Origin of the sequence: Pantoea sp. RG18 (assembly GCF_025910075.1) — a bacterium.
In the GTDB taxonomy this organism is placed as follows: domain Bacteria; phylum Pseudomonadota; class Gammaproteobacteria; order Enterobacterales; family Enterobacteriaceae; genus Pantoea; species Pantoea agglomerans.
The window spans coordinates 65,784-72,735 of the sequence record NZ_JAPCIL010000016.1 but is presented as its reverse complement, the minus strand read 5'-3'; the positions used below and the strand labels follow the sequence as shown (position 1 = coordinate 72,735).

At 44.1% G+C, this 6,952-nt stretch carries 8 protein-coding genes; 4 read left to right on the top strand and 4 right to left on the bottom strand.

The features are described from left to right. Positions 1–206 precede the first annotated feature (206 nt). Positions 207–1,001: a ParA family protein gene (locus OK409_RS18880; RefSeq protein ID WP_140034303.1), complete on the top strand. Its 795-nt coding sequence runs from the start codon at positions 207–209 to the stop codon at positions 999–1,001. After that, positions 988–1,239, top strand: a complete 252-nt coding sequence (locus tag OK409_RS18875; protein WP_128755156.1) for a hypothetical protein — start codon at positions 988–990, stop codon at positions 1,237–1,239. Before OK409_RS18880 ends, OK409_RS18875 begins: the two co-directional genes overlap by 14 nt. A gap of 402 nt (positions 1,240–1,641) precedes the next feature. Here the strand turns inward: OK409_RS18875 and umuC are convergent, their stop codons facing one another. The 3 genes from umuC to OK409_RS18860 form a co-directional block, all read right to left on the bottom strand. Then, positions 1,642–2,901, bottom strand: a complete 1,260-nt coding sequence (gene umuC / locus OK409_RS18870) for a translesion error-prone DNA polymerase V subunit UmuC (protein ID WP_140034304.1) — start codon at positions 2,899–2,901, stop codon at positions 1,642–1,644. A gap of 88 nt (positions 2,902–2,989) precedes the next feature. Further along, positions 2,990–3,367, bottom strand: a complete 378-nt coding sequence (locus OK409_RS18865; protein WP_133846937.1) for a peptidase — start codon at positions 3,365–3,367, stop codon at positions 2,990–2,992. A gap of 14 nt (positions 3,368–3,381) precedes the next feature. After that, positions 3,382–3,705: a TrfB-related DNA-binding protein gene (locus OK409_RS18860; protein WP_140034305.1), complete on the bottom strand. Its 324-nt coding sequence runs from the start codon at positions 3,703–3,705 to the stop codon at positions 3,382–3,384. 504 nt (positions 3,706–4,209) lie between these two features. Here OK409_RS18860 and OK409_RS18855 point away from each other — a divergent pair. Continuing rightward, the gene (locus tag OK409_RS18855; protein WP_064691066.1) at positions 4,210–4,896 is read left to right on the top strand and encodes a replication initiation protein; all 687 of its coding nucleotides are present in this window, start codon (positions 4,210–4,212) and stop codon (positions 4,894–4,896) included. 138 nt (positions 4,897–5,034) lie between these two features. Then, complete coding sequence (locus tag OK409_RS18850) at positions 5,035–5,835, top strand: hypothetical protein (protein ID WP_140034306.1); 801 nt, start codon at positions 5,035–5,037, stop codon at positions 5,833–5,835. Between the two features lie 356 nt (positions 5,836–6,191). Here OK409_RS18850 and OK409_RS18845 read toward each other — a convergent pair whose 3' ends face one another. Continuing rightward, complete coding sequence (locus tag OK409_RS18845) at positions 6,192–6,818, bottom strand: hypothetical protein (RefSeq protein ID WP_140034307.1); 627 nt, start codon at positions 6,816–6,818, stop codon at positions 6,192–6,194. Positions 6,819–6,952 lie beyond the last annotated feature (134 nt).

Sequence of the window (6,952 nt, the reverse complement as noted above, 5' to 3'; positions counted from 1 at the left end):
AAAATTTTTTCTCTACTTGCCTGCTCTGACTCGCCATTTGAGCACTGATCCCATTACTGACATGACAAGCAAACAAGTGGCAGCCCCTTCATAAGAGCAGTAACAGACACACCAGCCCTCCACGTGTATATACAAAAGCATATACATTGACTTTTAACCTATTGGATGTATCATGCATATACTTTTGTATATACATGGAGCTCTAAATGAAAAAGCCCTACATAATTTCTTTTGCAAACAGTAAAGGTGGCGTGGCTAAGACAACGAGCTGTATTGCTGTGGGTTGCGCACTAGCTGCTGCAGGTTATAAGACCCTGCTAGTTGACTTGGATCATCAGGGTAACCTTAGTGATGACGTTGGTCGGGGTGAGGAAGATTATACAATCACCGATCTCTTTGAAGACCCTAAGTTTGATACAAATAAGCTGGTTTATAACGCTCTTGATGGAGAAAACGTTATCCAAAACTTGGATGTCATTCCAGCCGACATCACCCTTGCTGTTGAAGCTCGTAGTGCCGAACGCTTCCGTCACCGTTTGAATATTCTGGACGAAGGGCTAAGCAGACTTAAAACTACCTATGATTTTATACTTATCGATCTTCGACCAGCTATCGACCTAAGTATCGAAAATGCTCTTCTTATAACCGATAAAATTGTCGTGCCAGTAGACATGGACCGCAGGGCTGTGAAAGGTATAGATGATCTATTCCAGGTTGTACGAGAAGTAAGACGCAATGAAGATTTTGTATATACACTTGTAAAGACAAAAGTTAACGACTCCCACTCAAAAATGAAAAAAGCTATTGATGGTTACATCAGTGAGGCTGGTTACAAAGTAGCAAAAACTGAAATCCGTCAGAGTGAACTTTTTAAGCAGGCTACAGATGTTCATCGACCAGTGATGATGTTTGCTAAAAACGAACGTCCCTACCGTGACTATAAAGCGCTAACACAAGAACTTCTGCAGCAGATTGTGGAGGCTGAAAGTGGCAAGAAGTGATCGCATAGCAAAAGGTGTAACGCGTGTAACTGAGAGAAGAAATATCACTACAGGCAAACAGATGAACCTTCGCCTTACTGGCCTAGACGATGACGCTCTGTCGATGCTGGTTGAAAAAGTTCAGGAGAAATTGCCTCAGAAAAACATTACTCGTTCTCGAGTTCTCAGAGCAGCTTGTTATCTTGAAGACGATAAGTTCATTGAAAAGCTTGCTCAGCTCCTTGTTGAGAATACTTAATTTTAGTAGCGCAATGTATATACAAATGAATATACATTGCGCCTCATCGATTTAGCTTCCTCACGTTAACCAAAGTACAGGCAATCTCATCGAGCTCTCTTATGTATATACAAATGCGTATACTCAAATGCAGATTCATGAATATGCAAATGTATATACATAAAACCTAGTCAATTTAATTGACTGACGTTAACCAAAATACAGGCAATCTCATTGAGCTCTCTTATGTATATACAAATGGATATACTTGAATGTAGGCTTATGCATATTCAAATGTATATACATTATAGAATTAAATACGATACAAATCTTGATGTTAAAACTCCTAGTGCATTTAGCGTTTATTTGAATGATGTAACTAATATAAATTTGATCAGCTCCATCTTTATATAGCTAGGTGTATTATTTAGCGATGGGCAATTCCTTCAGGCTTGTTGTATATCTGGGCGACAGCATTTCTCTTTTCATCTGCCATGGGTTATCAACTCCTTGACCAGCAAACCAAACCTTCCCAAGCCCGGATTTATTGATTGTATCCAGAGCTGCCATCAAGGCATCCGCATTGGCTTTAGGCTGGTTCTCACTAAACATATCAAGCTGTGCGATTCCGGATTGGTAAAAATCACCTAACATGATGCCTGCTTTGGCATATCGATAACCATCACGCCATATGCTATCTAAGCCCCTGATAGCAAAACCCACGATGTCACGCGTATCACTAGTTGGATATTCACAGGTTAAGGATGAAGTATTAGCATACTGAGGTTCATCGCCATAGCGGCCAGTGGCTACAAAGACACTGATGTGCCTACATTTTGAACCCTGCTCTCGAATTTTTTCTGCAGCTCGGCTGGCATACGTTACAACCGCATGCTGCATGTCCTCCAGCCCAGTTATGCGCTGTCCAAATGACCTGGAGCATACGATCTGTTGTTTGGGTGGGGGAGCCTCTTCAAGAGCTATACAGGACTCTCCATTCAATTCTCGAACTGTACGCTCAAGAACGACGTTAAAATTTTTTCTTATCATAGTGGTGTTGCAATTAGCCAGATCCAGCACCTTGTTAATGCCCATGGCCTCCAGCCGTTTTCTGATACGCCCTCCGACACCCCAGACTTCATCTATGTCAACTATCGCCATCAGTTTGCGCTGACGTTCCGGGCATGAGAGATCAACCACGCCAAGGGTTTTACTCCATTTCTTAGCCGCATGATTAGCCAGCTTAGCCAAGGTTTTTGTAGGCCCAAAACCAACGCCAATTACTAATCCGGTTTCTTTCTTAACACGGCTACGCATTTGAAGACCAAATTCCTCTAAAGGCATGTAACTGGCAATACCGGTGCAGTCCAAAAAGCTTTCGTCGATCGAATAAATTTCCTGTCCAGGTGCCATATCCCCAAGAATCGACATCATACGATTACTCATATCGCCGTATAAGGCATAGTTACTGGAGAAAACAATCACGCCATTTTCGCGGAAAAAACGCTCATTTTTAAAAAGTGGGGCACCCATAGGGATTCCCAACTTTTTGGCTTCAGCTGAGCGTGCTATCACGCATCCGTCGTTGTTAGACACAACGCAAATTGGTTTCCCCTTCAAGTCAGGGCGGAAGATCCTTTCGCAAGAGGCATAAAAATTATTAGCGTCAGCAAGCGCAAACATAGGGATAGCTCATCAAAATACTGTTTATGTATACAGTATTTGTTCTGCGGGGGGTTTTTACAAGATTAAATTTGTAGGCGGGGATTAGTTAGGCTTCTTCGTTGAAATTAAAGCCTGAGCCAGCCATATCAGTCAGGACGTATGCGATTACACCCCAGACTGGTACATCTTGGTTGGACGGCATTGGTGTAATTGTTTTAGGACCATCCAGTTCCTGGAGGGCTGCTATCGGAGTGAGTAATAAGCGGCGAAGTACAAGATCATCACCAACGTTAGCAATGACGATTTGATCGTGTTTAAAGGGGATTGCTCGATCTACTGCCAGTAATGACCCTTTCAGTATACCAATATCAGGATAATCGCTTGCGCTTTTGAAGACGTATGAGGAATGTGAGGATAGGTTTACCAGGTTAGTAAAATCAAGACGTTGTTCTGTGAAGTTAGCTGCAGGGGATTGAAACGCCATTTGTGCTCCATCTTCTACGATTTAACTTTATCACCGTTGATTGAAAATTTAGCCGCGATCGTTCTTACTTTATCCGCTTCCGGTTTTGGCAACCAAACACTGACTAATTCAAGGTTTTCTCCATCATCAGTTGTCACCTGTTGGTAGAGTTCCCATATGCGCTTTACTGCATTTGCCACGTTTTGCTTTGTCCGACCTACGCGAACGGCTACATCTGTCTGCCTTTCGCCTTCAACTAAAACTGCATAACCGATCTCAGTTGTTATGTGCGCATAAGTTGCCATAGCTGGAACTAATCGATCCCATTCCTGCTGTGTCATTTGTTTTTTCTGCGCCATATGTCACCTAAAATCATCATTTTGTAGAAGGTTAAGTGTAGCGCTTGTCATAGTCAATAGAAGTATAAAGTCACTGTACTTGTGAAGATTCGTTCGTTTTGAATCAAAACCGCGAGGCAGTGCAAAACTTGTTTTTGCGCTGCAGAGGGGTTGACCGGGTGAACGTAGTGAAGCCGGTTTCTATGCCGAGGTTAACTTATCCACTTATCCACAGCACTATTTTTAATAGCTTTTTAATTAGTATTTTATATCTTTTTAAAGCTTTTTAGAGTGGTTTAAAGTAATGATTTTATTGAGGAAAATTGCCTTGTTTCTGGGAATTAGCCCTACATATTGTGGGAATCGGCCCTACTTAATATGGGAATCAGCCCTTCTTCGTATGGGAATCAGCCCTAGATGCTATGGGAATTAGCCCTACATCACACACAAATTAATAATTAGTTGACTTGTGTGTACTGAATGATATTGTGGGGGACATAAATTAACCCATAAAAGATTATTGCTATGGCTAATGTGTTGAAAAAAAAGATAAATGTTAAGCAATCCAATGAGCTGACTGAAGCTGCTTATCATTTGTCTTTGAAGGCAAAACGTGTGTTGTGGCTATGTCTTATGCAAACTTACTTCACTGATGAAGAGGAGTCTGCAAATCCAATATTTACCGTTGCTGTTGCAGATTACGAAGATATCTTCAATGTAAGCCGTAATCAGGCTAGTCGTGACGTTAAAGAAGGTGTGTTCGAGCTCTCACGTTCTGCCATCATTTTCTATCCCAAGACTGGCCGCCACGATGTGATCGCACGTCCTTGGTTAACAGAAGCAGGAGGACGTTCCAGTAAAGGGTTATGGGAAATAGAGTTTAACCATAAGGTTTTGCCTTATCTGTATGTACTGGGCAGTCAGTTCACTACCTACTCACTCAGGGACTGTGGAAGCCTCAAAAACCCGCGTACTGTGCGACTTTATGAGAGCCTCTGCCAGTTCAGAAGCTCTCAGATTTGGGTCACTTCGCATGATTGGCTCTCTGAAAGATTCATGCTGCCCGAGTCTCAGAAATCTAATCTCGCAGAACTCAAACGTACATTTTTAGAACCTGCTCTAAGACAGATCAATGATAAAACCCCTTTGCGGGTTTCTTATCAAGCAGATTCTAACGGGAAGTTGATTTTTAATATCTATCCAAAACAATAAGATATTTCACTTATTTTATCAGACCCTCAGCTGTACCTTCCTCACTACGGCCCTACATTCCTACTAGGGCTGTTTCCCATATTCTGCACCGAGGTGCCAGCTACCATCACGTAGCGTCCGGAAGTAGGGCGATTTCCCATGACTGGTGCCGGCGGCTCTGCGGCCGTTCCGGCACGCCGGGAAGTAGGGCTGTTTCCCATAACGGGCGCCGGCGGCTCAGCGGCCGTTCCGGCACGCCGGGAAGTAGGGCTGTTTCCCATAACGGGCGCCGGCGGCTCAGCAGCCATTCCGGCACGCCGGGAAGTAGGGCTGTTTCCCACATCCCGCACCGGCGCACCAGCTGCGGTGCGTGCATGTCCGGAAGTAGGGCTGTTTCCCACATTCCGCGCTGGCGCACCAGCTGCGGTGCGTGCGGGTCCGGAAGTAGGGCTGTTTCCCATATCCCGCGCCGGCGCACCAGCTGCGGTGCGTGCATGTCCGGAAGTAGGGCTGTTTCCCACATTCCGCGCTGGCGCACCAGCTGCGGTGCGTGCGCGTCCGGAAGTAGGGCTGTTTCCCATATCCCGCGCCGGCGTACCAGCTGCGGTGCGTGCGCGTCCGGAAGTAGGGCTGTTTCCCATATCCCGCGCTGGCGTACCAGCTGCGGTGCGTGCGGGTCCGGAAGTAGGGCTGTTTCCCATATCCCGCGCCGGCATACCAGCTGCGGTGCGTGCGCGTCCGGAAGTAGGGCTGTTTCCCATAGCCCGCGCCGGCGTACCAGCTGCGGTGCGTGCGCATCCGGAAGTAGGGCTGTTTCCCATATCCCGCGCTGGCGTACCAGCTGCGGTGCGTGCGCGTCCGGAAGTAGGGCTGTTTCCCATATCCCGCGCCGGCGTACCAGCTGCGGTGCGTGCGCGTCCGGAAGTAGGGCTGTTTCCCATATCAGCCTGCAATAGCTAAAGTAGGGGCTATTCCCATACTGGCCTTTATTGCGCTGAACTGGCAGTACCTGGCAGAAAATGTAGGGGCGATTCCCATACCGGCCTACACGGCGCTGCACTTGTTAAATCCGGCAGAAAAATTAGCGGGAATTTCTAGGCCGGCCTGCATACTGTTAATACAGTGAAACTAAACGCCTCAGTAGTGTAATACTGCACAATAATGATAATTACATTAAAAATGCAATTGTCGGAAAATTCATAGCCACTTTATGACTATTTTATTTCCTTCATTGTTATTGATTGTTAAAAATTAATACCCTCAAGTTAATAATAAAATTCATCTGTCGGTAGTTGCTACCAACGCCTGATTAAATCTTAACTTTCATCGCGAAATCTATTCAATGAATCTATGATTTCTTTGTTTTTCTTATAAAATCCGTACATGGGGTATGTGGCAACTGTTACTAATATAGGAACTAAAAGTACAATGGATGTGATAAACATTCCTATAGCTACTACAACATCCTTTTCGGGAACCGTAAAAGAACAAAAGAAAAAGATGTAGTAAGTAGCCAGAAATGTAATTAAAAATCCAGCGCCTTCATTCCTCTTTTTAATATACTTGCTCTTGTTAAGTTTGAATGTTACCTCTTTATTTTCATTTGCGGTGTTATTAGTTTCTTGATCAATGCAGTGTGCAAGTCTCTTAATTCTCGACTTTTGAATATCAGTAACATCATTACAGCTTAGTATTTTCAAATGCTGCCGCGCCAAAAGGGGGTCTCTTATTCCTGTTGCCTCAAGTAGAATCAGATTTCTTATTTCCTTGTCAATCGCTTTTATCTCATAGGGTTCCATTTCTATCGCTGCGCAAAGTGGCTTTATATCTTTAAAAACAGATATCCTCTCATTTGTAAGCTTTTTAAATCTTGCAGAAAAATTAAGAGCCATTGCAGCTGCTGGTAATATAAAGCTTATTCCTCTTAACCATTCAATATTCACGGTTCCTCCTGTGATTGATTTTTGTTGTATATATTAATTGCAAATCTAACGTTTGACATTTCTACAGATTGATTGATATATTTTCAACTGTTCTATGTCGTCGATGACGACCACCAATGGTCCGGTAGCTTGAG